This is a genomic window from Streptomyces sp. NPDC014727 (genome assembly GCF_043083485.1).
Classification (GTDB): domain Bacteria; phylum Actinomycetota; class Actinomycetes; order Streptomycetales; family Streptomycetaceae; genus Streptomyces.
Genome location: NZ_JBIBYR010000006.1, coordinates 228,712 through 253,941, shown reverse-complemented (window position 1 = coordinate 253,941; position 25,230 = coordinate 228,712). Strand labels below are relative to the sequence as shown.

Here is a 25,230-nt window from a genome sequence, read left to right as displayed (position 1 = left end):
GGGTGCGGGCGACCAGGGTGGTGCCGGTGACCAGGGTGGTGCGGGCGACCAGGGTGGTGCCGGTGACCAGGGTGGTGCGGGCGACCAGGGTGGTGCCGGTGACCAGGGTGGTGCGGGCGACCAGGGTGGTGCGGGCGACCAGGGTGGTGCCGGTGACCAGGGTGGCGCGGGCCACCAGGGCGGCACCTCCGGCAACGGCGGCACCGCCGGCAACGGTGGTACCGCCGGTAACGCGTCCTCCGGCACCACCGGTGGCGACGCCAACACCTGCACCGTCGACCTCGACGGTGCGAAGTGCGCGGACAACACCACCCCCGACTCGGCGGGCAACCAGCCGGTCGAGCAGGGCAAGGGCAAGGACGAGCTCGCCGAGACCGGTGCCGCCGAGACCACGTTCCTGCTGGTCGGCGCCGCGACGATGATTGCCGGAGGCATCGGCTTCCGGATCCTGCCGCGCCTGATGAACGGCCGTACGGTCGCCTAAGGGCCAGGTGCGCACAGAGGGGCCCGGGACGCCTGTCGGCATCCCGGGCCCCTCCGCGTACACGTACACGCTTTCGCAGGCGGACGGACGGCCTCGACTGCGCGGTCCGGTGCTACACGCCCTGGTGTGCCAGCAGTGCCAGCGCCCCCAGCAGCACCACGAGCAGGGCCACCAGCGTCACGGGGCTCAGTCCCGCGAAGATTCCCTGTCCTTGTTCCTGCTGCAGCCGCTCACGGCTGGCCCGGCACACGGGGCAACGGCCCTCGTTCACGGGCGCCGCGCAGTTTGCGCACACCAGTCGGTCATAGGTCATGCGCTTTCCTCCTCCCGCGCGGCGGAGCCGCATACGCCTTCACTCCGCACAACGCTCATGGAAACGCATCCGTTCCCCCTCCCACTGTGCCAGCTCGCGCGGATTTCGGCGCGGCCCGCCGGACATCGCCCGATCTGTAGTGCTTCGGCCGCGCTGTCGATCAGTGCTGTTCCGCCATAAAACGCCCATCCTCGGACGCGCGCCTGCACGCCTCAGTCCGCTTCGCGTATGGTCACGCACACCTACTCCCGGCCGACCGTGGTGCATCCGTGATCCGATTCGACAACGTCTCCAAGACCTACCCGAAGCAGAGCCGTCCCGCTCTACGGGATGTGTCTCTCGATATCGAGAAGGGCGAGTTCGTCTTCCTGGTGGGCTCCTCCGGCTCCGGCAAGTCCACCTTCATGCGACTCATCCTCCGTGAAGAGCGCGCCAGTCAGGGCATGGTTCATGTTCTGGGCAAGGACCTCGCGCGCATGTCCAACTGGAAGGTGCCGCACATGCGCCGCCAGCTGGGCACGGTGTTCCAGGACTTCCGGCTCCTCCCCAACAAGACCGTCGCGGAGAACGTGGCCTTCGCGCAGGAGGTCATCGGCAAGCCGCGCGGTGAGATCCGCAAGGCGGTGCCACAGGTTCTCGACCTGGTCGGCCTCGGCGGCAAGGAGGACCGGATGCCCGGCGAGCTCTCCGGTGGTGAGCAGCAGCGAGTGGCGATCGCGCGAGCGTTCGTGAACCGCCCCATGCTGCTGATCGCGGACGAGCCGACCGGCAACCTCGACCCGCAGACCTCCGTGGGCATCATGAAGCTGCTGGACCGGATCAACCGGACCGGTACCACCGTGATCATGGCGACCCACGACCAGAACATCGTCGACCAGATGCGCAAGCGCGTCATCGAGCTGGAGCAGGGCCGTCTCGTACGCGACCAGGCCCGCGGCGTCTACGGCTACCAGCACTGAGCATCGAGCACTGAAAGGACGCCATGCGCGCCCAGTTCGTCCTGTCGGAGATCGGCGTCGGCCTCCGTCGCAACCTCACGATGACCTTCGCCGTCGTCGTCTCCGTCGCCCTCTCGCTCGCCCTGTTCGGCGGCGCGCTGCTCATGCGCGAGCAGGTCAGCACGATGAAGGACTACTGGTACGACAAGGTCAACGTCTCGATCTTCCTCTGCAGCAAGAGCGATGTGACCTCCACGCCCAAGTGCGCCAAGGGTGCTGTCACCACGGAGCAGAAGAAGGAGATCGAGGCCGATCTCCACAAGATGGACGCGGTCCAGACGGTCACGTACGAGTCGGCCGACCAGGCGTACAAGCACTACCAGCAGCAGTTCGGCGACTCGCCCATGGCGAGCAACATCACGCCGGACCAGATGCAGGAGTCGTTCCGGGTCAAGCTCCACGACCCGAAGAAGTACAAGGTCGTCGCCACCGCCTTCGCCGGCCGCGACGGGGTGCAGTCCGTCCAGGACCAGAGATCCATCCTGGACAACCTCTTCCAGCTGATGAACGGCATGAACGTGGCCGCCCTCTTCGTGATGGCGCTGATGCTGGTCATCGCGTTGATGCTGATCGTCAACACCGTGCGGGTGTCCGCGTTCAGCCGACGGCGTGAAACCGGCATCATGCGGCTCGTCGGCGCCTCCGGCTTCTACATCCAGATGCCGTTCATCATGGAGGCCGCGTTCGCCGGACTCCTCGGCGGCGTGCTCGCCTGCGTGATGCTGCTGGCCGGCCGGTACTTCCTGATCGACGGTGGCCTGGCGCTGCAGAGCAAGCTCAATCTGATCGACTTCATCGGCTGGGACGCGGTGTTCACCAAGCTGCCCCTGGTCCTGGCGATCGGTCTGCTGATGCCCGCCGTTGCCGCTCTCTTCGCGCTCCGCAAGTACCTGAAGGTGTGACAAGCGCCCCTGCGGCGCACGGTCAACCGGCCGTGCGCGGCAGGGCGTTGTCCTAGACTCGACGCCATGTCGGGTCCCACGCAGTGTTTCGGGCCCCGCGGTGTGCGCCGCGGGGCGGCCCTGACCTTGGTCTTCGCGAGCGTGCTGGCCACCGCCGCGGCCACCGGATCGCTGCCGCGCGGTGGTGCGAAGTCCTCGGAGCCGGTGACCCGTTCCGTCGCCGCCACCCTCGACGGCGACGAGGTGGCCGCCGCCGCCGCGCGGGCCGTGGCCGACGGCAAGTCCGGCAAGAAGGCGGCCGAGGAAGCCGTCAGCCGCAGCGGCGACCGCTGGGGCGCGGTCTACGACGAGCGGCAGTACGAGGAGTTCGAGCAGGCCCTCGACGGTTCGTACACCGGCGTCGGGATCTCCGCCAAGCGCTCCGCCGACGGACTGGTCGAGGTGGCCCGGGTCCAGCCCGGCGGCCCCGCCGAGCGGGCCGGTATCGAGCCGGGTGACCTGCTCCGTACCGTCGACGGCCGTCGGGTCGACAAGCGCCCCGTCTCCGAGGTCGTCGCCCTGCTGCGCGGAGACCGTACGGAGGCGGCCATCGGCTCCACCGTCGCCCTGGGGATCCAGCGGGGTGGCGCGCTGCGGACCGAGACCTTGCGGCGGGCCGAACTCACCACCGAGGCCGTCACCGTGCGGCGGATCGGACCGCGCCGTTCCGATTCCTCCGCAGCTGTACTGATCGAGGTCGACTCGTTCACCAGGGGCTCGGGCGCGAAGGTCCGCGACGCGGTCCAAGACGCACCGGCGCGCGCCGGGGTGCTCCTCGATCTCCGAGGCAACTCCGGCGGTCTGGTCACCGAGGCCGTCACCGCCGCCTCCGCGTTCCTGGACGGCGGCCTGGTCGCCACGTACGACGTGCACGGCGAGCAGCGCGCGCTCTATGCGCAGCCGGGCGGCGACACCGTCCGCCCCCTCGTCGTCCTCGTCGACGGCGGCACGATGAGCGCGGCCGAGCTCCTCACCGGCGCGCTCCAGGACCGGGGCCGCGCCGTCACCGTCGGGTCGCGCACCTTCGGCAAGGGTTCGGTGCAGATGCCCAGCAAGCTCCCGGGCGGTTCGGTGGCCGAGCTGACCGTCGGCCACTACCGCACCCCGGCGGGCCGCGGCGTCGACGGCCGCGGCATCACACCGGACCTCGCGGTCGGCTCCGGGGCCGAGCGGCGGGCCGAGACAGTATTGAGTGGCCTCGGGGGTGGGTCGTAGTGCGAAAATGGCCGCACTATGGCTAAGGAAAAGGACACGGGGCGCAAGCTCATCGCGCAGAACAAGAAGGCGCGGCACGACTACCACATCCTCGACACCTACGAGTGCGGTCTCGTACTCATGGGCACCGAGGTCAAATCGCTGCGGCTGGGGCGGGCCTCGCTCGTGGACGGCTTCGTCCAGATCGACGGCGGCGAGGCATGGCTGCACAACATCCACGTCCCGGAGTACGTGCAGGGGACCTGGACCAACCACTCGGCCAAGCGGAAGCGCAAGCTGCTGATGCACCGGGCGGAGATCGACAAGCTGGAGTCGAAGTCCGGCGAGACGGGGCACACGATCGTGCCGCTCGCGCTGTACTTCAAGGACGGCCGGGTGAAGGTCGAGATCGCGCTCGCCAAGGGCAAGAAGGAGTACGACAAGCGGCAGACCCTGCGCGAGAAGCAGGACCTGCGGGAGACCAACCGTGCGATCTCGGCAGCGCGCCGGCGCCAGCGCAGCGCGTAGCCGGGAGCGTGCGTGCGGAGCCGGCAGCGGCTCGCAGGAATAGGCTGGCATCGTCGTGCGTTGGTCACGTACGATGGCACTGCACTCCACAGCGGGTGCATACATTGAAAACACAACATGGGGATGATCGGTTTCGACAGCGGATGTCGAAGCAGGGGAAGCGTGTCGAGGAAGCGGCAATGATCTCGTAAACCATATGTCGCAACCAATAATCGCCAACACCAAGCGCGATTCCTTCGCCCTCGCTGCCTAAGTAGCGACTTGCGAAGTGTCAGCCCGGGGGTGATCCCGACCCGGATCCTGGCATCATCAAGGGATCTAAACTTTTAGACCCGGTCACGGGGCCTGGAAGGAAATCAAACAGTGACTGAGCCCGTCGGAGACTTGTTCGCGTGATCTCCGGGGCCGAGAAAATCGCAGCGAACTGCACACGGAGAAGCCCTGATTCTGCACCGTTGGACGCGGGTTCGATTCCCGCCATCTCCACAATTCCCATGTGAACGAGGACCCCGTTGCCCACCGGCAACGGGGTCCTCGTTCTTGTGCCCGGAGTTCGGCCGCCCGGCGTCAGTTCCGGGGGGCACGGACCCCGGCCCCCGCGACGATCAGCGCCAGTCCCGCCGCGCACATCGGTACGGCATAACCGGTCACCTGCCCCGTGTGCTCCACCATCCAGCCGCCGGTCGCCGATCCCACGGCGATCCCGCCCAGCAGTGCGGTCACGGCAAGGGTCATGCCCTCGTTCAACTGGCCCTCGGGAGTGAGGCGTTGTACCAGCGTCATCCCGGTGACCATGGTGGGGGCGGTAGCGGCACCGCCCAGCAGCAGTGCGCCGGCGAGGGCGAGCAGCGAATCGGTCGAGGAGGCGGCGAGCAGCGGCAGGGACATCAGCGCCGTCATGCCCGCCAGGCAGCCCAGCAGCCGGCGCCGGATGTCCGCGGCCGGGCGAAGTGATCCGTACCACAGCCCCGCCACACATGATCCGGCTGCCTGGAGGGCCAGGATCGCACCCCCGGCGTGGGCGATCGTGACGACCTCCATCGCGCCGAAGACCGCTCCGGTGGCCAGGAAGGCGGCGAGCAGGGCCGGCATGCCGGAGGCACCGAGCGGGGAACCCGCGTGGGTACGGGGCGCCACCGGCGGTTCGGTGGCGCGCTGGGCGGCGAAGATCAGCACGCCGGTCATCAGCAGGACCGCCCCCACGAGTGTTCCGGCCTCCGGGAAGAGTGCCGCGCACAGCAGGGCGGCGAGGGCCGGGCCGAGCATGAAGCAGAGTTCGTCGACGGCCTGTTCGAAGGAGTTCGCGGTGTGCAGGGCGGCCGGGTCGCCGCGGTGCAGATGGGCCCAGCGGGCACGGGACATCCCGCCGGTGTTGGGGGTGGTGGCGGTCGCGGCGTAGGAGACGAAGAGCGTCCAGACCGGGGCGCCGTAGTGCACACAGAGCAGCAGGGCGATCGATCCGAGAGCGGCGATCGCGGTGGCGGGCACGGCGACCCTGGCCTGCCCGTACCGGTCGACGAGCCGGGCCGTCCAGGGTGCGACCACCGCTGTCGCGGCGAGACCGGTCGCGGTGACGGCACCGGCCAGGGCGTAGGAGCCGCGCGAACCGGCGATCATGATCACCGCGCTGACGCTGAACATGCCCATGGGCACCCGGGCGAGAAGGTTACCCGCGGTGAACGCACGCGCGCCCGGGGTGGCGAGCAGCCTGCGGTAGGGATTGGCGGACGCGGGCCGGGCGGGGGCGGTCGCACGGGGGGCGATGACCAGCAGATCTCCGGAGACGGCGAGCAGCGGGGCGGCGGGCGGGGTTCTCTCGTACGGCATGGCTCAACCCTCGGTGCGCACGGCCCGTGCGGTCCAACACCTTCTCCGTACCGATTGACGCACTTGTGTTGTAAATTCTCGCCATGGCTTCCTCCGCCGCCGATAGGGGCGCCCCGACGCATCCCCATACCGACCCCCGGCTGCTCCGCGCCTTCGTCGCCGTGGCCGAGGAACTGCACTTCACCCGTGCCGCGGCCCGGCTCTACCTCGCCCAGCAGGCGCTGAGCCGGGACATCCGCCGACTGGAACGCGAACTGGGTGCGGAGCTGTTCGTACGGACCACCCGGCAGGTCTCCCTCACCGTCGACGGCGAACGGCTCCTCCCGTACGCCCGGCGAGTGCTGGAGGCGCACGCCGATCTTGCCGCGGCCTTCACCGACCCCGCTGCCCGGCCGCTCTTCGTCGACCTCAACACCGATGGCATGACGGCCGCCCGGGTCCTCGCCCGGGCGCGGGAACTGGCTCCGGGGTGTGAGCTGATGGCGCGCTTCGAGAGCGGGCTCACCTGGGCCGCCGGGGAGATCCTCGCCGGTCGGCTCGATGTCTCTTTCGGCCGGGCCGCCGGACTCGACCCCGCGGTCCGGTCCCGGCTCGGCGTCCAGCCGGTGCGGTACGAGCCGATGGCCGTGCTGCTCCCCGTCGATCACCCTTTCGCCGCGCGCGAGGCCGTCGCGCTGGACGACCTGGCCGGTGAGACCGTCTACGCGGGCGCCGGGAACCCGCGCACCACGGAGTGGACGGACCTCGCCCGGCTGCTCTTCGCCGAGTGGGGCATCGAACTGGCACCACCCGTACCGCTCGCGATCGGTGTGGCCGAGTTCCAACGGGTCACGGCCAAGTCGGGGCACCCGGTGCTGTGCATGGTCGACTTTCCGCCGTTGCCGGGCACCGTGATGCGTCCGCTGGTCCGGCCCGTACCGATCTCCCCGCTCCTGCTGGTCTGGCGCAAGGGGCTGCGTCACCCCGGCCTCGACGCCCTGCGCGAAGCCGCGGCCCGACTGGGTTGCGAGGAGGGCTGGATGGTGCGTCCCGAGGGAAGTTGGCTGCCCGAGATCGATGCGTCGCTCATGCTGACGACCGCCTGATCGAGGGGCCCGGGCGCCGAGGGCGGTGGAGGGACGGTATACCTTCGCCGGGCCGCACCTGTCCGGTGCCCGCACCCGCCGAGCCCGGCTCGGCCGCGTCGCGGTGCGGGCGAGGTGCGATCATGACCGTTCGATGTCATGCGACGTAACGGGCGGGACATACGGGTGAACCAGGTCTGTCACGCACCGTTGGCAGGCTCGGCCCTCGGCATCATCGGGCAGCAGCGGGACGAGAGCCGGGTAGACCACATGCACCAGGACGAACAGCACGGGCCACTCACGGGCTTCACCGTCGGGGTCACCGCCGCACGCCGCGCGGAGGAGTTCGGCGCACTGCTGGAGCGACGGGGGGCGGCCGTCGTGTACGCGCCCGCCCTGCGGATCGTGCCGCTCGCCGACGACGGCGAACTCCTCGCCGCCACCCACCACATCGTCGGCTCCGCCCCCGATGTGGTCGTCGCCACCACCGCGGTCGGCTTCCGGGGCTGGATCGAGGCCGCCGACGGCTGGGGTCTCGGCAGCCGGCTGCTGGAGACCCTGCGCGGCGCCGAACTGCTGGCCCGCGGCCCCAAGGTCAAGGGCGCCGTCCGGGCCGCCGGGCTGACCGAGGCGTGGTCCCCCGCCTCGGAGTCCATGACGGAGGTGCTGGACCGGCTCCTCGACGAGGGGGTGGCAGGCCGCCGCATCGCCCTCCAACTGCACGGCGAACCCCTCCCCGGCTTCATCGAGCCCCTGCGCGCGGCCGGGGCCGAGGTCGTCCCCGTACCCGTCTACCGCTGGGTGGACCCCGAGGACATCGCCCCGCTCGACCGGATGCTCGACATCACCCTGGCCCGGGGCCTGGACGCCCTCACCTTCACCAGCGCTCCCGCCGCCGCCTCGCTGCTCGGCCGGGCGGAGAAGCGCGGGCTGCTCCCGGAACTTCTGGGTGCGCTGCGGGACGACGTTCTCGTGGCCTGCGTCGGACCGGTCACCGCCGTTCCGCTGCGGGCCCGCGGGATCGGCACCGTCCAGCCGGAGCGCTTCCGGCTGGCGCCGCTGGTTCAGCTGCTGTGCCATGAACTCCCCGCCCGAGTAAGCGCGTTGCCGGTTGCGGGACATCAGGTCGAGATCCGCGGTCACGCCGTGATCGTCGACGGCGAACCGCGCCCGGTGCCGCCCGCCGGAATGGCCCTGCTCCATGCCCTGGCCCGCCGGCCGGGCTGGGTGGTGGCCCGCGCCGATCTGCTGCGCGCACTGCCCGGCAGCGGCACCGACGAACACTCGGTGGAGACGGCCATGGCGAGGCTGCGTCTGGCGCTGGGCGAGCCCCGGCTCATCCAGACGGTCGTCAAACGCGGCTACCGGCTGGCGCTGGACCCGGTGGGGGACAGCGAGTACGCGGATTCCTGAGAACCTCGCGGATGCCTGCGAGCCGTCAGGAACAGGGCACGAAGGAGCAGGGCGAGAGCAGCGGTGCACAGAACGGCCCGGACGGCGTTCCAGGCCACCCAGGCACCCTCGAATCTCTCGCGCACGGCAGCGGGGTCGGCGATCCGCGCCGGATTCCCGGCGTGCGCGAGGGCGTTGTTCAGCGGGACATTGACGCCCGAGGTGAGCAGGAAGGCGCCGGCGTACACGGCGAGGGCGGCGAAGACCCACAGGCGCGGGCCGGGGGACCGGCGCTGCTGCCAGGCGGCGACCGCCGTCAGGATCAGCGCCCCGAAGAATCCGGCGAAGAAGACCGGGTTCTCGATGACGTCGTTGATGTTCTGCATGACCTCGATGAAGGTCCGGTCGTCGCTGCGCCCGAGGGCCGGCATGACCGCGCAGGAGAACACGTAGAACGTGCCCGCGACCAGTCCGGTGGCGACGGCGGCACCGCCGAGTACGAGGTGCTGCGGGGCGTGGGAGGGACGCATGGGCCGAGTGGTTGTCATGTCTCCCAGTGAAGTGGCGAGGACGGTCCCGCTCCATCGCTCAGGCGCGCAGCTCCATACGCGGGCGTCCAGGAGCGCACGCCGCTCGCACGCCGCTCGCACGCCGCTCGCGCGGCGCCCGTTGCCGCCGGTGGGGTCTGCCGGGCGGACCCCGGCCGTTGTCAGTGCGGCTTGCTAGAACGGTCGCAGGCACGGAACGACGACCGGAGGGGGCCCTGTGGGTACCTGGGGCAGCGGGAATTTCGACGACGACACGGCGGCGGATCATCTGTCGGACATCATCGGGCGGCTCGTCTCGGAGATCGAGGAGGCCATGGCCGGTGACCCGGTCGGCCTGGAGCCCGACGAGTACTGGGGCGTCGCCGTGCCGTGCGACGTCGAGCTGCTGTGTCTGATCGCCGAGCAGCACTACGTCGGTGCCACGGTGCCGGGGGCGGCGGTGGTCGAGGGCTGGAAGAAGACCTTCATGGACGTGTGGGAACGGACCATCGACGGTCTCGAACCCCGACCGGATTACAAGGAGAAGAGACGGACGGAGCTGATCCGCACCTTCGACCGTCTGGCGGACCTGGCCGCGCAGGAACAGGCGTGACGGCGTGATGAGGCCGGGATAGCGTGACGGGATGATCGACGACATACACCGGCTCGACGCGGACATACGGCTCCGTCCCGCCACCCCGGCCGACGCCGCCTCCCTCGCCGTGTCCCTGACCCGCAGCCGCGCGTACATGAGCCGCTGGGAGCCCGTGCGGCCCGACGCCTTCTACACCGAGCAGGGACAGCGGGAACGGCTGGCCGGAATGCTCGCGGACCGTGACGCGGGGCGGGCGATGCCGTGGGTGCTCGCCGACGAACAGGGCCGCGCGGTGGGCGGGTTCAACCTCACCGGCATCGTGCTCGGGCCGTTCCACAGCGGAGTTCTCGGTTACTGGGTCGATGTCGAGCACGCGGGCCGCGGCCTGGCCACGGCCGCCGTGGAGCGGGTCTGCGAGGTGGCCAGGGACGATCTGCGGCTGCACCGGGTCGAGGCCGGGACGGTGCTGGACAACGAGGCCTCACAGCGGGTGCTCGCCAAGTGCGGCTTCGAGCAGTACGGCATGGCCCCGCGCTATCTGCACATCAACGGCGAGTGGCGTGACCACAGGCTGTTCCAGCGGATTCTGCACGACGGTCCGTCGCTGACGGGGTGACGGCCCCGGGCGGACCGGCCGACGCCGGTGATCCCGGACCGGCACGCCCCCAACGGGCGGGCGAGGAGTGGAGGGATCCCGCCCGGCGACGGGACGGAACGGCTACCGGACGTGCCCGGTGCGCAGCCGCACATGCCGGTGTCCGTCCCGCGGCCACGGCGGACGCGCGGGGACGACCTCCGCGAAGCCGTAACCGCTCTTCTCCGCGACCCGGCAGGACGCGTCGTTGTCCATCTGGTGGAACAGTTCCAGCCGCACGAGCCCGTCCCCGCCGAACGCCTCGAACGCCCAGTCGGTGAGCGCCCCGAGCGCTCGCGGGGCGACCCCGCGGCCGCGCGCCCGTGCCGCCGTCCAGTAGCCGACCTCCGCGCCGGCGGAGCCCGGTGCGGGGTACTTGAGCGCCACATTGCCGACCAGCTCGTCGTCGAGATCGCGATCGATCACCGCGAAACTGAAGCGGCTGCCGGATTCCCGGCCCTCCTGCTGCACCCGCAGCCAGCGCCGTGCCTCCGCCTCGTCCGTGACCAGCACACGCAGCATGGCGCGCATCGTGGGATCGCGGTACGCCTCGATCAGGGCCGTCATGTCCTCGGGCAGCCAAGGCCGGAGCAGGAGCGGCCCGGCCTCCGGAGCGGCGGTACGGGGGTCGTTGTCCATCGGGACACCGTACGGGCCCCCGTCGGCGCGGACCCGTGTGGCGGCAGGGGTTCCGGGGTGGACGCCCGAGGGGCACCCTGGGGGAGACCCCGATCGGAGACCCCGAGGCGGTGACCTACGCATGGCGGCGGGCAAGAGCTCGTACGACTGGCGGTTCGACTCCGGGCGCCCCTGCCTGGACCTGGTGGCGACAGGGATCGGCACCTCCGGCGCCTGCGAACTGCTCGACGGCGCCGAACGGCTCGCCGACTGGCTGGTGGCCGCCGGCCTCGTGCCGAGCGGCACCCACCTCGGCGCGGTGGACGACACCTGGGTGGTGCGCTTCCGGCAGTTGAGGGCCGGCGTGGAGCACCTGCTGACCGCCGAGCTCGCCGGCCGCAGAGCCGAGAGCGCCCTGGCACGGGTCAACGCGCTCGCCGCAGCCGCCCCTCCGGGACTGCGGGCCGTACGTGGCGGGAGCGGCACGCTGGTACGGGCTCTGAGCACCGATCCCGAATGCGGGGCGCTGCTGGCCGCCGTGGCCCGCGACGCCGTGGAGCTGTTGACCGACCCGGCGGCCCGAGCCGGACTGCGCCGCTGCGAGGGCGACAACTGCCGTCGGCTCTACCTGGACACCTCACGGGGCCGCCGACGACGTTGGTGCTCCAGCGAGGTGTGCGGAAACCGGGAGCGGGTGGCCCGCCACCGGCGCAGAGCGGCCGCGGTGGCGCTCATGGACGCGGGTGCGTCCGGGGGCACGGGCGGGTCGAGGGACGCGGGTACGGCCGGGGACGCGGGCACGGCCGGGGACGCGGGCACGGAGGCCGGCACTCCTGTGGTGCCGGACGTGGGGGCCGATGCCTGATCGAAACCCCCGCGAGTCATTTCGATACGCGCGGCAGGTGCGCGGCGGGCCCCCCTTCGCATAAGGTTGACGGCTGCCCAATGCACGTCAGAAGGGGGCCTCGGTGGCCGCGCAGGATGCCGCTGTCGATTCGTTGCGGGACCGGGAAATCGGTGTCGAGCAGGAACATCTCGACCGTGTCTACGACCGTCTCGAAGAGAAGATCCACGAGGCGGAATTTCTCATGGACGACGCCGTCAAGCGCGGCCAGGTCGGTACCCCGGGCGCGCTCGCGGAGCGCGACGCCCAGGTGTTCCGGGCCGGAATCCACCTCAACCGGCTGAACAGCGAGTTCGAGGACTTCCTCTTCGGAAGGATCGACCTGCTGCTCGGCAAGGACGGCGAACGCGGCCCGGACGGCGCGTACACCTCCGTCGAGCCGGCCGACGACGCCGTACGCGAGGACAATTCCGCCGACATCGCCGAGACGCTGCACATCGGCCGCATCGGCGTCCTCGACTCCGACTACGCGCCGCTGGTCATCGACTGGCGCGCACCGGCCGCCGCGCCGTTCTACCGGTCGACGCCGAAGGAACCGGGCCGGGTGGTGCGCCGCAGGGTCATCCGTTCCAAGGGCCGCAGGGTTCTCGGGGTCGAGGACGACCTGATGCGCCCCGAGCTGACCGCGTACCTGGGCGGCGACAAGCTTCCCGTCATCGGCGACGGCGCCCTGATGGCGGCGCTCGGCCAGGCCCGCAGCCACACGATGCGGGACATCGTCTCCTCCATCCAGGCGGAGCAGGACCTGGTGATCCGGGCACCCGCCGCCTCCGTCACCGAGGTCTCGGGCGGTCCGGGCACCGGCAAGACCGCCGTCGCCCTGCACCGTGCCGCCTACCTCCTCTACCAGGACCGGCGGCGGTACGCGGGCGGCATCCTCGTCGTCTCACCGACCCCGCTCCTGGTCGCGTACACCGAGGGTGTGCTGCCCTCGCTGGGCGAGGAGGGGCAGGTCGCGATCCGCGCGGTCGGCTCGCTCTCCGACGAGGCGGCCGGCGTCGAGGGCGCCACCACGTACGACGAACCCGCCGTCGCCCGGATCAAGGGCTCCTCCCGGATGCTCCAGTTGCTGCGCAAGGCGGCACGCGGGGCACTGGAACAGCCCGGCACCCCTCGTAGGGCCCCGGAGCAGGACGGCCAGCTGTCCTTCGGGGACGAAGCCGACGAAGCCGACGAAACCGACGAAACCGACGAAACCGACGAAACCGACAGAATCGACGGAACCGACCTGACCCCGGGCACCCCGACCCGGCTGCGGGTCGTCGCGTTCGGCGCCCGTGTCGAGCTGAACGCGGACGAACTGCACCGCATCCGGCAGTCCGTGCTCGGCGGCACCGCTCCGGTCAACCTGTTGCGTCCGCGCGCCCGCAGAATGCTCCTGGACGCCCTCTGGAACAAGTCCTCCGGCCGGGGCCGCTACACCGACCCGGAACTGGCCGCGGAGCTGCGCTCCTCCTTCGACGAGGACGTCTCCACCGAGACCCCCTTCCTCGACTTCCTGAACGCCTGGTGGCCCGAACTCACCCCGCGCGGGGTGCTCGCCGCGATGGCGGACGAGAAGCGGCTCGGCCGCTGGGCGCGCCGGGTCCTCAACCAGGGTGAGGTGCGCCGCTTCGCCCGCTCGCTGAAGCGGCTCGACAGCGAGGGGAACGGACCGCTCTCCGTGCACGACGTCGCCATCCTCGACGAGCTGCAGACGCTGCTGGGCACCCCGCACCGGCCGAAGAAGAAGCGCGACCTCGACCCGCTGGACCAGCTCTCCGGTCTGGAGGAGCTGATGCCGCAGCGCGAGGAGACCCAGCGTGAGCGGGCCGAGCGGCTGGCCGCGGAGCGTACGGAGTACGCGCACGTCATCGTCGACGAGGCGCAGGACCTCACGCCCATGCAGTGGCGCATGGTCGGCCGCCGCGGCCGGCACGCCACCTGGACGATCGTCGGAGACCCGGCGCAGTCCTCCTGGTCCGATCCGGACGAGGCCGCCCGCGCGCGCGACGAGGCGCTCGGCAACCGCCCGCGCCGGCGTTTCACCCTCACGGTCAACTACCGCAACCCGGCGGAGATCGCCGAGCTGGCCTCGAAGGTCCTGGAGCTGGCGATGCCCGGCATGGAGTCACCGGCCGCGGTCCGCTCCACGGGCGTGAAGCCGCGCTTCGAGACCGTACGGGACGGCGATCTGGCCGCCTCGGTGCGCGAGGAGGCACGGCGGCTGCTGGCCGAGGTGGACGGCACAGTGGGTGTGGTCGTCGCGATGAACCGCCGGGCCCAGGCCCGCGACTGGCTCGCCGAGCTCGGCGAGCGGGTGGTGGCGCTGGGCAGCCTGGAGGCGAAGGGCCTGGAGTACGACGCCACGGTGGTCGTCTCACCCGCGGAGATCGCGGACGAGTCCCCGGCCGGCCTGCGGGTGCTGTACGTGGCGCTGACGCGTGCGACGCAGCAGCTCACGGTGGTCTCAGGGAAGCGGGACCTGCCGGACGAGGCCGGTGTCCCGGACCTGCTGAGGGACTGACGAGGGCGGCCCCGGACCCGCTGAGGGACTGGGCGACGGCGTCGTCCCGCACCTGCTGAGAGACTGGGCGAGCGGGCGCGGGCACCGCCGGGCGAGCGGATTTCCGAATCGACCCGTACTCCAGGAATCACTTCTGCGGGGTCTTTGTTAGCCTGGTGTCGGCACCGGCTCGATCCAAGCCCCCGGGCCCAACCTTCGTCGCTTCGAGCGACCACTTGCCGCGAGGCGAGCATGGCGGGTCGGTGCCGCTCGACCAAGAAGACAGACCCGCGTCACCTTCCGGTGGCGCGGGTCTGTTCTTGTTTACGGACCTGGCCGGGGCCATGGAGGCGGTCGGGCCGGAAGTGATGGGGGGTTCCGCTGAAGCGGTCATATCTCGTATGGTGGAAACTACTTTCCGAACAGTGGCAGTCATTACCGGCTACCGGCCAGTAGGTGCGACGATCGGGGAGCGTGTCCGAGGCAAGCGCCCCGGCCGCGCGGCAAAGAAGCTAAGGAAAGCGAAGGACTCGGCCATGGCAACGGCGCCCAGCGTCTCGTACTCGATGACGGTCAGGCTGGAGGTGCCCGCGAGCGGCACAGCGGTCTCCCAGCTCACCACGGCCGTGGAGTCCTCCGGCGGTTCGGTCACCGGCCTCGACGTGACCGCCTCCGGCCACGAGAAGCTGCGGATCGACGTCACCATCGCCGCCACCTCGACCGCGCACGCGGACGAGATCGTCGAGAACCTGCGCGGCATCGAGGGCGTCGTGCTGGGGAAGGTTTCCGACCGTACGTTCCTGATGCACCTCGGCGGCAAGATCGAGATGGCGTCCAAGCACCCCATCCGCAACCGTGACGACCTCTCGATGATCTACACCCCGGGTGTGGCCCGGGTCTGCATGGCGATCGCCGAGAATCCCGAGGATGCCCGCCGCCTCACCATCAAGCGCAACTCCGTCGCAGTTGTGACGGACGGTTCCGCGGTGCTCGGCCTCGGCAACATCGGCCCGATGGCCGCCCTCCCGGTGATGGAGGGCAAGGCGGCCCTCTTCAAGCGCTTCGCCGGCATCGACGCCTGGCCGATCTGCCTGGACACCCAGGACACCGACGCCATCGTCGAGATCGTGAAGGCGATGGCCCCCGGCTTCGCGGGCATCAACCTGGAGGACATCTCCGCACCCCGCTGCTTCGAGATCGAGGCGCGGCTGCGCGAGGCCCTGGACATCCCCGTCTTCCACGACGACCAGCACGGCACCGCGATCGTGGTCCTGGCCGCGCTGACCAACGCACTGCGCGTGGTGGGCAAGGGAATCGGGGACGTACGTGTCGTCATGTCCGGCGCCGGAGCGGCCGGTACGGCCATCCTGAAGCTCCTCATCGCCGCCGGCGTCAAGCACGCCGTCGTCGCCGACATTCACGGTGTGGTGCACGCCGGCCGCGAGGACCTGGTCTCCGCCCACGCCGATTCGCCGCTGCGCTGGATCGCCGACAACACCAACCCCGAGTCCGTCACGGGCACCCTCAAGCAGGCCGTCGTGGGCGCCGACGTCTTCATCGGTGTCTCCGCCCCGAACGTCCTGGACGGCACCGATGTCGCCGCCATGGCCGACGGCGCGATCGTGTTCGCGCTCGCGAACCCCGACCCCGAGGTGGATCCGGCAATCGCTCGCCAGACGGCGGCAGTTGTCGCCACCGGCCGCTCCGACTTCCCGAACCAGATCAACAACGTGCTGGTCTTCCCGGGTGTCTTCCGCGGTCTGCTGGACGCCCAGTCCCGTACCGTCAACACCGAGATGATGCTCGCCGCCGCGGGTGCCCTCGCCGACGTCGTCGCGGAGGACGAGGTCAACGCGAACTACATCATCCCGTCGGTCTTCAACGACAAGGTCGCCGGAGCGGTCGCCGGTGCCGTCCGGGACGCCGCGAAGGCGGCGGGCGGTACCGTGACGGGCGCGGGGGAGCTCGGCTGACGCCGACCCCCTTCGCGGAACCCGCCGCGGCCCCTGCCGGCGTCCGGCCACGGCCGCGGCACCCCACGTCGGCCCCGCGTACGGCGCGTCGCGGGTCGCGGCGCCCCAAACGCCCCTTTAGGGTGGGCGGGCGGCGCGTCCCGCAGAGCCCCGCATCCGCTGCGGACCGCTTTCGGGGAGTCGACGGAACGTCACCACGACGAGGCAGTGGTGCTTTTCGTGTGACTCCGGAGGGTGCCGGATTGGCTTTCCCGCCGCAGGTGGGGGCAGGATGCGTAATCGGGCGCGAGGGTCTGACGACAGACCCGGGTCCGGGGACTGTCCGAGGGCCCTGGCAGCATCGGCTTCGATCTCACGCCTCACAGGCAAGAAGAACACGGGAGTAACAACATGAACCGCAGTGAGCTGGTGGCCGCCCTGGCCGACCGCGCCGAGGTGACTCGCAAGGACGCCGACGCCGTGCTGGCCGCGCTCGCCGAGACCGTCGGTGAGATCGTCGCCAAGGGCGACGAGAAGGTCACCATCCCCGGCTTCCTGACCTTCGAGCGCACCCACCGTGCCGCTCGCACCGCTCGTAACCCGCAGACCGGCGACCCGATCAACATCCCGGCCGGCTACAGCGTGAAGGTCTCCGCGGGCTCCAAGCTCAAGGAAGCCGCCAAGGGCAAGTAAGCCCCCACAGGCGCGACGAAGGGCGGTCACCCGACCAGGGTGACCGCCCTTCCGTGTACCGGCCCGAGAGGGCCCTTTCCGGGCCTCTGCCGCCAACGTGGACCCGGAGGGACGAACCCGGACCCTCCGGGAACGGGAAACGGGGGCCCGGGGCAGCGCCCCGAACCCCCGTCAGCAGCCGTCGGCCGCCGGGTCTCAGACCAGCGCCCCGCCGGGCAGCTCCACCTTCGCGCCCAGCTTCTCCAGCTTCTCCATGAAGTTCTCATAGCCGCGGTTGATCAGATCGATGCCGTGCACCCGCGAGGTCCCCTGCGCCGCCAGCGCGGCGATCAGGTACGAGAAACCGCCGCGCAGGTCCGGGATGACCAGATCCGCGCCCTGCAGTCTCGTCGGCCCGGACACGACCGCGGAGTGCAGGAAGTTGCGCTGGCCGAAGCGGCAGTCGGAGCCGCCCAGGCACTCGCGGTAGAGCTGGATGTGCGCGCCCATCTGGTTGAGCGCCGAGGTGAAGCCGAGCCGGGACTCGTACACCGTCTCATGGACGATGGACAGGCCCGAGGCCTGGGTCAGGGCCACGACCAGCGGCTGCTGCCAGTCGGTCTGGAAGCCGGGGTGCACGTCCGTCTCCAGGGCGATGGCGTTCAGCGCGCTGCCCGGGTGCCAGAAACGGATGCCCTCGTCGTCGATCTCGAACGCGCCGCCGACCCGGCGGAAGGTGTTCAGGAACGTCATCATCGAGCGCTGCTGTGCGCCCCGTACGTAGATGTTGCCCTCGGTGGCCAGCGCCGCGGACGCCCAGGAGGCCGCCTCCAGGCGGTCCGGGATCGCGCGGTGCGTATAGCCGTCCAGCCGGTCGACACCGGTGATCCGGATCGTCCGGTCGGTGTCCATCGAGATGATCGCGCCCATCTTCTGCAGGACGCAGATGAGGTCCTCGATCTCGGGCTCCACGGCCGCGTTGGACAGTTCGGTGACGCCCTCGGCGAGCACGGCCGTCAGCAGCACCTGCTCGGTGGATCCCACCGACGGGTACGGCAGCCGGATCTTCGTGCCCCGCAGTCGCTGCGGGGCCTCCAGGTACTGGCCGTCCGCGCGCTTCTCGATGGTCGCGCCGAACCGGCGCAGCACGTCGAAGTGGAAGTCGATCGGCCGACCGCCGATGTCGCAGCCGCCGAGCCCCGGGATGAACGCGTGGCCCAGTCGGTGCAGCAGCGGGCCGCAGAACAGGATCGGGATGCGCGACGAGCCCGCGTGGGCATCGATGTCGGCGACGTTGGCGCTCTCGACATGGGTCGGGTCAAGGACCAGTTCGCCCGGTTCGTCACCCGGCCGGACCGTCACACCGTGCAACTGCAACAGTCCCCGCACCACCCGCACGTCGCGGATGTCGGGCACATTGCGCAGCCGGCTGGGCCCGCTGCCGAGCAGCGCGGCGACCATTGCCTTCGGCACCAGGTTCTTGGCGCCTCTGACGCGGATCTCGCCCTCCAGCGGGGTTCCGCCGTGGACAAGCAGGACATCGTCTGTGCCGGTCATGAATCTCGCGTTCCGGAGTGGTCGGGCAGGGGGCCAAACGAAAGGGTAATGGCCCGCGTACCCCCTTCCGTAAGAGGTCGGGGGGTGTACGAACGTCATGAATCCGCCACAACACGCTCTGCTCCCCCACTCTTGCGGAGGGTTACCGTCCGCAATGCCCCCGGGGCTGTGCGCTCTCCGTGCATCCATGCGCCCTGAGCTGCGCTCGGGCCCGTTCGGCGACCCGGCGGCCCGCTTGGCCCCCGCGAGGGGTGAAGATGCGGGATCATTTCTGCCATGACCGAGGTGTCCTCGCTCACAGGGCGACTGCTCGTGGCCACACCCGCGCTCGCGGACCCGAATTTCGACCGCGCGGTGGTGCTGCTCCTCGACCACGACGAGGAGGGCTCGCTCGGCGTGGTCCTGAACCGCCCGACCCCGGTCGGCGTCGGTGACATCCTCACGTCCTGGGCCGGTCTGACGGGCGAGCCGGACGTCGTGTTCCAGGGCGGCCCGGTCTCGCTCGACTCGGCGCTCGGGGTGGCGGTCATCCCCGGCGACGAGGGCTCCTCGCCGGGTTCCCGTCCCCGCCCGAACGGCGGGGATCCCCTGGGCTTCCGCCGGGTGTACGGGGCGATCGGCCTGGTCGACCTGGAGGCGCCGCCGGAGCTGCTGGCCGCGGCGCTCGGCTCGCTGCGCATCTTCGCCGGATACGCCGGCTGGGGTCCCGGGCAGCTGGAGACGGAGCTGACCGAGGGGGCCTGGTACGTCGTCGAGTCCGAGCCCGGAGACGTCTCCTCCCCGCGCCCGGAACACCTCTGGCGGGCGGTCCTGCGCCGCCAGCGCAGCGAACTGGCGATGATCGCCACCTACCCGGACGACCCGTCGCTGAACTGAAGCTCCGGGCTTTAAGTACCCTTGGCGGTTATGAGCACTCTTGAGCCCGAGCGCGGGGCAGGTACGGGGACCCTCGTAGAGCCGACGCCACAGGTGTCGAACGGCGACGGCGACCACGAGCGCTACGCCCATTACGTCCAGAAGGACAAGATCATGGCGAGTGCCCTGGAGGGCACCCCCGTGGTCGCACTGTGCGGGAAGGTCTGGGTACCGGGGCGCGACCCCAAGAAGTATCCGGTCTGTCCCATGTGCAAGGAGATCTACGAGTCCATGGGCGCCGGTGGCGACAAGGACAAGGGCAAGGGCGGCAAGGACAAGAAGTAGTCCTGGGCCGTTCGGCCGCCACTGCTTCGGGCCCCCGGGGTGCGCGTTGACGCGCACCCCGGGGGCCCTTTGCGTTGCACGGGCTGCTCCCCCGGGTCACAGAGTGGTTGAGACCACTTGTCGGCGTCCGCACGCGCCCCTACTCTCCTGCCAGTTGTGCAGAACGAAACGAGCGTTGCGCATGCTGCAACGCCTACCGGTAGGGGTTCCGGATGAAGCTGTCTGCCCGAATTGCCGCCCCGGCCGCGGCGCTTGTGCTGGCGGGTCTCACCGCCACCGCCTGTGCGCCGCAGACCTCCGACACCGGAGCGAAGGGGGACGAGAAGACCGGCACGCTGCGCGTCTGGCTGTTCCAGGAGGTCGGCAACAAGCCCAAGGAGCGGGTCGTCGACGCGGCGGTCGCCGATTTCGAGAAGGCGCACAAGGGCGCGAAGGTCGAGGTCGAGTACATACCGGTCGAGACCCGCGCCCAGCGGATCAAGGCGGCGTTCAACGATCCGAAGAGCGCCCCGGACCTCATCGAGTACGGCAACACGGACACCGCCGGATACGTCAAGGACGGCGGACTCGCCGACGTCGGTGCGGAGTTCGCCGCCTGGGACGAGGCCAAGGACACCGACCCGACCGCCGAGCAGTCCGTCACGGTCGGCGGCAAGATCTACGGAGCCCCGTTCTTCGTCGGCGTCCGCGCGCTGTACTACCGCACGGACATCTTCGAGGACTTGGGGATCGAGGCTCCCAAGTCCCAGGCCGAGCTGATCTCCACCGCGAAGAAGATCCACAAGAAGAAGCCGGGTCTGTACGGACTGGCGGTCGGCGGCGCGTACACGTACGGCGCGATGCCGTTCATCTGGGCCAATGGCGGTGAGCTGGCCGACGACAACGGCGGCACGTACAAGGCGGCCATCAACAGCGACAAGGCCCGCAAGGGCATCGAGGCGTACACCTCGCTCTTCGGTGACGACAACTGCCCGGCCGCCAAGTGCGCCTCCATGGGAGGCAACGCCACCGTCACCGCGTTCGCCTCCGGCAAGGCCGCCATGGCGATCGGCGGCGACTTCAGCCACGCGGCCGTCGAGGCGGGCTCGGTGAAGGGTGCGTACGCGGTGGTGCCGCTGCCGGGTGTCACGGAGGGCTCCATCGCCCCGGCGTTCGCGGGCGGGAACAACATCGGTGTGCTGAAGAGCAGTTCGCACCGCAGCCTCGCCGTGGACCTGATGAAGTCCCTGACCGGCAAGCAGACCCAGGCGAAGATGTTCGACGCGATGGGCTTCCTGCCGACCTACACGGACGTGCGGGCGACGGTCGCGAAGAAGCAGCCGTTCGTCGAGCCGTTCGTCAAGACGCTCGGCGCGGGCGCGAAGTTCGTCCCGGCCTCGCCGGGCTGGGGTCAGATCGACTCCTCGCTGGTCCTGCCGACGATGTTCCAGGAGATCGTCAGCGGCCGCAAGGACGTGGCGAAGGCCTCGGACGACGCGGCGAAGAAGATGGACGCCGCGTTCGCCGACGCGGGCTGACGATGACCGCGAACAGTACGGCGTACAAAGCGCCCAGTACGTCCGGGGCGGGCGGGACCTCCGCCCGCCCGCCCCGGCGCCGCCGCCCCGCCCCGTCCGCACGCCGCTCCGGCTGGACCCCCTGGCTCTACCTCCTGCCCGCGCTCGTGCTCCTCGGCGGGCTGCTCGTCTACCCGATCTACCAACTCGGCCTGATCTCCTTCCTGGAATACACCCAGGCCCAGGTCAGCGGTGGTGAACCGGCCACCTTCCAGGGGTTCGGGAACTACGCGACGCTCTTCGGGGACGGCCAGTTCTGGCAGGTGCTCCTGGCGACCGTGGTCTTCGCCGCCGCCTGCGTGCTGGCCACTTTGCTGGTCGGCTGCGCGCTCGCCGTCCTGCTGACCCGGATCCGGGCCGTGCCGCGGCTCGCGCTGATGCTGGCCGCGCTCGGCGCCTGGGCGACCCCCGCGATCACCGGTTCCACCGTCTGGGTGTTTCTCTTCGACCCGGACTTCGGCCCGGTCAACCGGGTGCTGGGGCTCGGCGACTTCTCCTGGACGTACGGGCGCTACAGCGCCTTCGCCCTGGTGCTCCTCGAAGTGTTGTGGTGTTCGTTCCCGTTCGTGATGGTGACCGTGTACGCGGGCATCCGGGCCATCCCCGCCGAGGTGCTCGAAGCGGCCGCACTGGACGGCGCCTCGCAGTGGCGGATCTGGCGCTCGGTCATGGCCCCGATGCTGCGGCCGATTCTCGTCGTCGTCACCATCCAGTCGATCATCTGGGACTTCAAGGTCTTCACCCAGATCTATGTCATGACCAACGGCGGCGGTATCGCCGGCCAGAACCTGGTGCTCAACGTGTACGCGTACCAGAAGGCGTTCGCGTCCTCGCAGTACAGCCTCGGCTCGGCGATCGGCGTCGTGATGCTGGTGATCCTGCTGGCCGTCACGCTCGTCCACCTGCGACTGACGCGCCGCCAGGGGGAGGAACTGTGAGCGCACGGAGCATGCTGAGCATCCGCCGGCCGGGCCGGCCGGCCGCCGAGGCCGCGGCCCTCCTGATCGCCGCCGCGGTCGCCTTCCCGCTGTACTGGATGGTGCTCTCCGCCCTCAAACCGGCCGGCGAGATCCAGTCCACCGATCCCCGCCCATGGACGCTGTCACCGTCCCTGGACTCGTTCCGCCGGGTCTTCGAACAGCACGACTTCGGGCGGTACTTCCTCAACAGCCTGATCGTCGCCGGGACGGTCGTCATCGCCTCCGCGCTGATCGCCTTCCTGGCGGCGACGGCCGTGACCCGGTTCAGATTCCGCTTCCGCACCACGCTGCTGATCATGTTCCTGGTCGCGCAGATGGTGCCGGTCGAGGCACTGACCATCCCGCTGTTCTTCCTGATGCGGGACTTCGGCCAGCTGAACACGCTCGGCTCGCTCATCCTGCCGCACCTCGCCTTCTCGCTGCCGTTCGCGATCTGGATGCTGCGCGGCTTCGTCAAGGCCGTCCCGGACGCGCTGGAGGAGGCCGCCTGGATCGACGGCGCCAGCCGTGCCCGCTTCCTGTGGCAGATCCTCTTCCCGCTGGTCTTCCCGGGTCTGGTGGCGACCAGTGTCTTCTCGTTCATCTCGACCTGGAACGACTTTCTGTTCGCGAAGTCGTTCATCATCAGCGACACTTCCCAGTCGACGCTCCCGATGGCGCTGCTGGTCTTCTTCAAACCCGATGAGAACGACTGGGGAGGGATCATGGCAGCCTCGACGGTGATGACCATTCCCGTGCTGGTCTTCTTCGTACTCGTACAGCGCCGCCTGGTCTCGGGACTCGGCGGAGCGGTAAAGGACTGACGCCATGGCCATGGAACTGATCCCGGCGCTGATCCCGGCACCCGCGCACGCCGCTGAAGCGGCTGATTCCGGTGACGCGGCGGGGCAGGACGGATTCCCGCTGGACCCGCTCACCACCATCACGGCGGACCCCGGTACCGAGGACACCGAACGCTGGCTGCGCTCCACGCTCGGAGCCGCCTTCGGCCTGCCCCTCGCGCCGGGCGGCGAGGACGCCACGCACACCATCCGGCTGCGCATCGACCCGGCCCTGGACCCCGAGGGGTACCGGCTGTGCACCGGGCCCGGCGGCCGGTACGTCGAGATCACGGGAGGGAGCGACGCCGGAGTCTTCTGGGGCGCGCAGACGCTCCGCCAGCTCCTGGGACCGGAAGCCTTCCGCCGCGCGCCGGTCAACCCCGGCACACCGCGCGTCATCCCCGTCACGGACATCGAGGACCGGCCCCGCTTCCCGTGGCGCGGCATGATGCTCGACGTGGCACGGCACTTCCTGCCCAAGGACGACGTCCTGCGTTACCTCGACCTCCTCGCGGCCCACAAGCTGAACGTCTTCCACTTCCACCTCACCGACGACCAGGGCTGGCGCATCGAGATCAAGCGCCACCCGAGGCTCACCGAGGTCGGCTCCTGGCGGGCCCGCACCAAGCACGGCCACCGGGCCTCCGAGCTGTGGGACGAGACCCCGCACGGCGGCCACTACACCCAGGACGACATCCGCGAGATCGTCGCGTACGCGGCCGAACGGCATATCCGGGTCGTCCCCGAGATCGACATTCCGGGCCACTCGCAGGCCGCCATCGCCGCGTACCCCGAACTGGGCAACACCGACGTCATCGACACCACCACCCTCTCCGTCTGGGACACCTGGGGCATCAACGCGAACGTACTCGCCCCCACTGACAACACCCTGCGCTTCTTCGAGGGCGTGCTCGAAGAGGTCCTGGACCTCTTCCCCGCCGCCACCTCGCCGTTCATCCACATCGGCGGCGACGAGTGCCGCAAGGACCAGTGGAAGGAGTCCCCGGCCGCCCAGGCCCGGATCGACGAACTCGGCCTGGCCAACGAGGACGAGCTGCAGTCCTGGGTCATCCGGCACTTCGACACCTGGCTCACCGCCCGTGGCCGCCGCCTGATCGGCTGGGACGAGATCCTCGAAGGCGGCCTCCCGACGGGCGCCGCGGTGTCGTCCTGGCGGGGGTACGGCGGCGGCGTCGCGGCCGCCGAGGCCGGCCACGACGTCGTGATGTGCCCGGAGCAGCATGTGTACCTGGACCACCGTCAGGACGGCGGCCCCGACGAACCGATGCCCATCGGGTTCATCCGCACCCTGGAGGACGTCTACCGGTTCGAACCCGTGCCCGCGGGCCTCTCCGAGGAGGCGGCCCGTCACATCCTCGGCACCCAGGCCAATGTGTGGACCGAGGTCATGCAGAACCGGGCCCGCGTCGACTACCAGGTCTTCCCGCGCCTCGCCGCGTTCGCGGAGGTCGCCTGGTCGCCCCTGCCCGCCCCCGCGGAACGGGACTACGCCGACTTCGAACGCCGGATGACCACGCACTACGCCCGCTTGGACGCCCTCGGAGTCGATTACCGGCCACCGAACGGTCCGTTGCCCTGGCAGCAGCGCCCCGGCGTCCTCGGACGCCCCCTTGAGGGACCGCCCCCGAACGTGTGATCCCGGCGCGCTCCGGGACCGGCCGTCAACGCTCCGAGGGGGCGTGACGGCCGGCGCACGTCATCCGGTACGCGTGCCATGGACGCGCCGCCACAGGTACGTCTCACCGGAACACCCGCACCCGTACGCGCCCCGCCGATACGCCCCACCGGCCCGCGCCTCCGGTGGAACGCGCCCTGTCGGAACGGAGCCGCTCGAATGCGAACGACCCGTGGGGGGCCCGTCGGGAAGCGGCGATTCACACTCCGCACGGAAGCGGGGCGAATCGGGATCATCCCCCAGGTCGGGGACGGATATGCCCTTCGTGGACCCTCGCGTCGGTCCGATCGGA

The 25,230-nt window shown here is 70.3% G+C and carries 24 protein-coding genes and 1 other RNA gene; 20 read left to right on the top strand and 5 right to left on the bottom strand.

Going from position 1 to position 25,230, the window contains the following annotated elements; all coding sequences use genetic code 11:
- The coding region (locus tag ACF1B9_RS13130; protein WP_391795907.1) for an LPXTG cell wall anchor domain-containing protein at positions 1-484 on the top strand (484 nt) is incomplete at its 5' end.
- A 112-nt stretch (positions 485-596) separates the two neighbouring features.
- Here ACF1B9_RS13130 and ACF1B9_RS13125 read toward each other — a convergent pair.
- Positions 597-797: a hypothetical protein gene (locus ACF1B9_RS13125; RefSeq protein ID WP_391743946.1), complete on the bottom strand. Its 201-nt coding sequence runs from the start codon at positions 795-797 to the stop codon at positions 597-599.
- A gap of 269 nt (positions 798-1,066) precedes the next feature.
- On the opposite strand from ACF1B9_RS13125, the gene ftsE reads away from it, so the two are divergent.
- The 5 genes from ftsE to ssrA all read left to right on the top strand — a co-directional run bounded on the left by ftsE (position 1,067) and on the right by ssrA (position 4,947).
- Positions 1,067-1,756 (top strand): cell division ATP-binding protein FtsE, encoded by a 690-nt coding sequence (gene ftsE, locus ACF1B9_RS13120; RefSeq protein WP_024489199.1) that lies wholly within the window; start codon positions 1,067-1,069, stop codon positions 1,754-1,756.
- Positions 1,757-1,779: 23 nt separating this feature from the next.
- Complete coding sequence (gene ftsX / locus ACF1B9_RS13115) at positions 1,780-2,697, top strand: permease-like cell division protein FtsX (RefSeq protein WP_376223121.1); 918 nt, start codon at positions 1,780-1,782, stop codon at positions 2,695-2,697.
- Between the two features lie 66 nt (positions 2,698-2,763).
- Positions 2,764-3,951 (top strand): S41 family peptidase, encoded by a 1,188-nt coding sequence (locus tag ACF1B9_RS13110; protein ID WP_391743947.1) that lies wholly within the window; start codon positions 2,764-2,766, stop codon positions 3,949-3,951.
- 18 nt (positions 3,952-3,969) lie between these two features.
- Positions 3,970-4,458 (top strand): SsrA-binding protein SmpB, encoded by a 489-nt coding sequence (gene smpB, locus ACF1B9_RS13105; RefSeq protein WP_351073540.1) that lies wholly within the window; start codon positions 3,970-3,972, stop codon positions 4,456-4,458.
- Between the two features lie 119 nt (positions 4,459-4,577).
- Positions 4,578-4,947: a transfer-messenger RNA gene (ssrA, locus tag ACF1B9_RS13100) on the top strand.
- A 78-nt stretch (positions 4,948-5,025) separates the two neighbouring features.
- On the opposite strand, the gene ACF1B9_RS13095 is transcribed toward ssrA, so the two are convergent.
- On the bottom strand, positions 5,026-6,285 hold the full coding sequence (locus ACF1B9_RS13095; RefSeq protein ID WP_391743949.1) for an MFS transporter: 1,260 nt from the start codon (positions 6,283-6,285) through the stop codon (positions 5,026-5,028).
- 83 nt (positions 6,286-6,368) lie between these two features.
- Between ACF1B9_RS13095 and ACF1B9_RS13090 the strand changes: the two genes are divergently transcribed.
- Together ACF1B9_RS13090 and ACF1B9_RS13085 are read left to right on the top strand one after the other, a co-directional pair.
- Complete coding sequence (locus ACF1B9_RS13090) at positions 6,369-7,370, top strand: LysR family transcriptional regulator (RefSeq protein WP_391743950.1); 1,002 nt, start codon at positions 6,369-6,371, stop codon at positions 7,368-7,370.
- 249 nt (positions 7,371-7,619) lie between these two features.
- The gene (locus tag ACF1B9_RS13085; RefSeq protein ID WP_391744073.1) at positions 7,620-8,762 is read left to right on the top strand and encodes a uroporphyrinogen-III synthase; all 1,143 of its coding nucleotides are present in this window, start codon (positions 7,620-7,622) and stop codon (positions 8,760-8,762) included.
- Here the strand turns inward: ACF1B9_RS13085 and ACF1B9_RS13080 are convergent.
- A complete protein-coding gene (locus tag ACF1B9_RS13080; protein ID WP_391743951.1) occupies positions 8,711-9,289 on the bottom strand; it encodes a DUF1772 domain-containing protein in 579 nt (192 codons plus the stop codon). The genes ACF1B9_RS13085 and ACF1B9_RS13080 overlap by 52 nt on opposite strands.
- A gap of 217 nt (positions 9,290-9,506) precedes the next feature.
- Between ACF1B9_RS13080 and ACF1B9_RS13075 the strand changes: the two genes are divergently transcribed.
- Positions 9,507-9,881: a DUF4259 domain-containing protein gene (locus ACF1B9_RS13075; protein ID WP_391743952.1), complete on the top strand. Its 375-nt coding sequence runs from the start codon at positions 9,507-9,509 to the stop codon at positions 9,879-9,881.
- A gap of 31 nt (positions 9,882-9,912) precedes the next feature.
- Positions 9,913-10,479 carry a GNAT family N-acetyltransferase gene (locus ACF1B9_RS13070; RefSeq protein ID WP_391743953.1) on the top strand — a complete coding sequence of 189 codons (567 nt, stop codon included), beginning with the start codon at positions 9,913-9,915 and terminating at the stop codon, positions 10,477-10,479.
- 102 nt (positions 10,480-10,581) lie between these two features.
- Here the strand turns inward: ACF1B9_RS13070 and ACF1B9_RS13065 are convergent, their stop codons facing one another.
- Complete coding sequence (locus ACF1B9_RS13065; protein ID WP_391743954.1) at positions 10,582-11,136, bottom strand: GNAT family N-acetyltransferase; 555 nt, start codon at positions 11,134-11,136, stop codon at positions 10,582-10,584.
- Positions 11,137-11,257: 121 nt separating this feature from the next.
- On the opposite strand from ACF1B9_RS13065, the gene ACF1B9_RS13060 reads away from it, so the two are divergent.
- From ACF1B9_RS13060 to ACF1B9_RS13045, 4 genes are all read left to right on the top strand, one after another.
- Entirely contained in the window at positions 11,258-11,980 is a 723-nt protein-coding gene (locus ACF1B9_RS13060; protein ID WP_391743956.1) for a CGNR zinc finger domain-containing protein, read from the top strand.
- Between the two features lie 103 nt (positions 11,981-12,083).
- Complete coding sequence (locus tag ACF1B9_RS13055) at positions 12,084-14,525, top strand: HelD family protein (RefSeq protein WP_391743957.1); 2,442 nt, start codon at positions 12,084-12,086, stop codon at positions 14,523-14,525.
- A 515-nt stretch (positions 14,526-15,040) separates the two neighbouring features.
- Positions 15,041-16,477 carry an NAD-dependent malic enzyme gene (locus ACF1B9_RS13050; protein WP_391743958.1) on the top strand — a complete coding sequence of 479 codons (1,437 nt, stop codon included), beginning with the start codon at positions 15,041-15,043 and terminating at the stop codon, positions 16,475-16,477.
- Between the two features lie 390 nt (positions 16,478-16,867).
- Positions 16,868-17,149: an HU family DNA-binding protein gene (locus ACF1B9_RS13045; RefSeq protein ID WP_003968811.1), complete on the top strand. Its 282-nt coding sequence runs from the start codon at positions 16,868-16,870 to the stop codon at positions 17,147-17,149.
- A gap of 195 nt (positions 17,150-17,344) precedes the next feature.
- Here the strand turns inward: ACF1B9_RS13045 and murA are convergent, their stop codons facing one another.
- Positions 17,345-18,685, bottom strand: coding sequence for a UDP-N-acetylglucosamine 1-carboxyvinyltransferase (gene murA / locus ACF1B9_RS13040; protein WP_391743959.1), 1,341 nt, complete (start codon positions 18,683-18,685; stop codon positions 17,345-17,347).
- 276 nt (positions 18,686-18,961) lie between these two features.
- On the opposite strand from murA, the gene ACF1B9_RS13035 reads away from it, so the two are divergent.
- From ACF1B9_RS13035 to ACF1B9_RS13010, 6 genes are all read left to right on the top strand, one after another.
- Positions 18,962-19,561 carry a YqgE/AlgH family protein gene (locus ACF1B9_RS13035; protein ID WP_391743961.1) on the top strand — a complete coding sequence of 200 codons (600 nt, stop codon included), beginning with the start codon at positions 18,962-18,964 and terminating at the stop codon, positions 19,559-19,561.
- Positions 19,562-19,591: 30 nt separating this feature from the next.
- Positions 19,592-19,885, top strand: coding sequence for a DUF3039 domain-containing protein (locus tag ACF1B9_RS13030; protein ID WP_072484142.1), 294 nt, complete (start codon positions 19,592-19,594; stop codon positions 19,883-19,885).
- A gap of 212 nt (positions 19,886-20,097) precedes the next feature.
- Positions 20,098-21,402, top strand: a complete 1,305-nt coding sequence (locus ACF1B9_RS13025; RefSeq protein ID WP_391743962.1) for an extracellular solute-binding protein — start codon at positions 20,098-20,100, stop codon at positions 21,400-21,402.
- Between the two features lie 2 nt (positions 21,403-21,404).
- Positions 21,405-22,379 carry a carbohydrate ABC transporter permease gene (locus ACF1B9_RS13020; protein WP_391795906.1) on the top strand — a complete coding sequence of 325 codons (975 nt, stop codon included), beginning with the start codon at positions 21,405-21,407 and terminating at the stop codon, positions 22,377-22,379.
- A gap of 11 nt (positions 22,380-22,390) precedes the next feature.
- The gene (locus ACF1B9_RS13015) at positions 22,391-23,224 is read left to right on the top strand and encodes a carbohydrate ABC transporter permease (protein WP_391744076.1); all 834 of its coding nucleotides are present in this window, start codon (positions 22,391-22,393) and stop codon (positions 23,222-23,224) included.
- 4 nt (positions 23,225-23,228) lie between these two features.
- Positions 23,229-24,899: a beta-N-acetylhexosaminidase gene (locus tag ACF1B9_RS13010; RefSeq protein WP_391743963.1), complete on the top strand. Its 1,671-nt coding sequence runs from the start codon at positions 23,229-23,231 to the stop codon at positions 24,897-24,899.
- Positions 24,900-25,230 lie beyond the last annotated feature (331 nt).